Here is a 422-nt window from a genome sequence, read left to right as displayed (position 1 = left end):
GCCAGCGAAACCATCACCGAAGGCGGCCAGATCACCTATACCGCGACGCTGACCAACGCGGCGCAAACGCCAGTGACCGTGACGCTGAGCAATGGCTCGGTGATTAACATCGCTGCTGGCGAAACTACCGGCACTGTTGCAGTCAATACGCCTGCCAACGACGTCTACAACAATGGCAGCACCGTCAGCACCACCATCACCGGTGCCACCGGTGGCAATTTCGAGAATCTGGTGCCAGACACCACACCAGCGGTCACCACGATCACCGATTCGGTGGATAACACTGGCCTGACCCTGAGCGCCAGCGAAACCATCACCGAAGGCGGGCAGATCACCTATACCGCGACGCTGACCAACGCGGCGCAAACGCCAGTGACCGTGACGCTGAGCAATGGCTCCGTGATTAACATCGCCGCTGGCGA

At 60.2% G+C, this 422-nt stretch carries 1 protein-coding gene; it reads left to right on the top strand.

From position 1 onward, the window contains the following. Window positions 1-422 (top strand): immunoglobulin-like domain-containing protein (locus FGE05_RS29955; RefSeq protein WP_176563049.1); only part of this gene is annotated, 422 nt, incomplete at both ends.

Source organism: Pseudomonas sp. ICMP22404 (assembly GCF_006227205.1).
Taxonomy (GTDB): domain Bacteria; phylum Pseudomonadota; class Gammaproteobacteria; order Pseudomonadales; family Pseudomonadaceae; genus Aquipseudomonas.
Note: the sequence above shows the minus strand (reverse complement) of the source record. Positions and strands in the feature narration are given on the sequence as shown.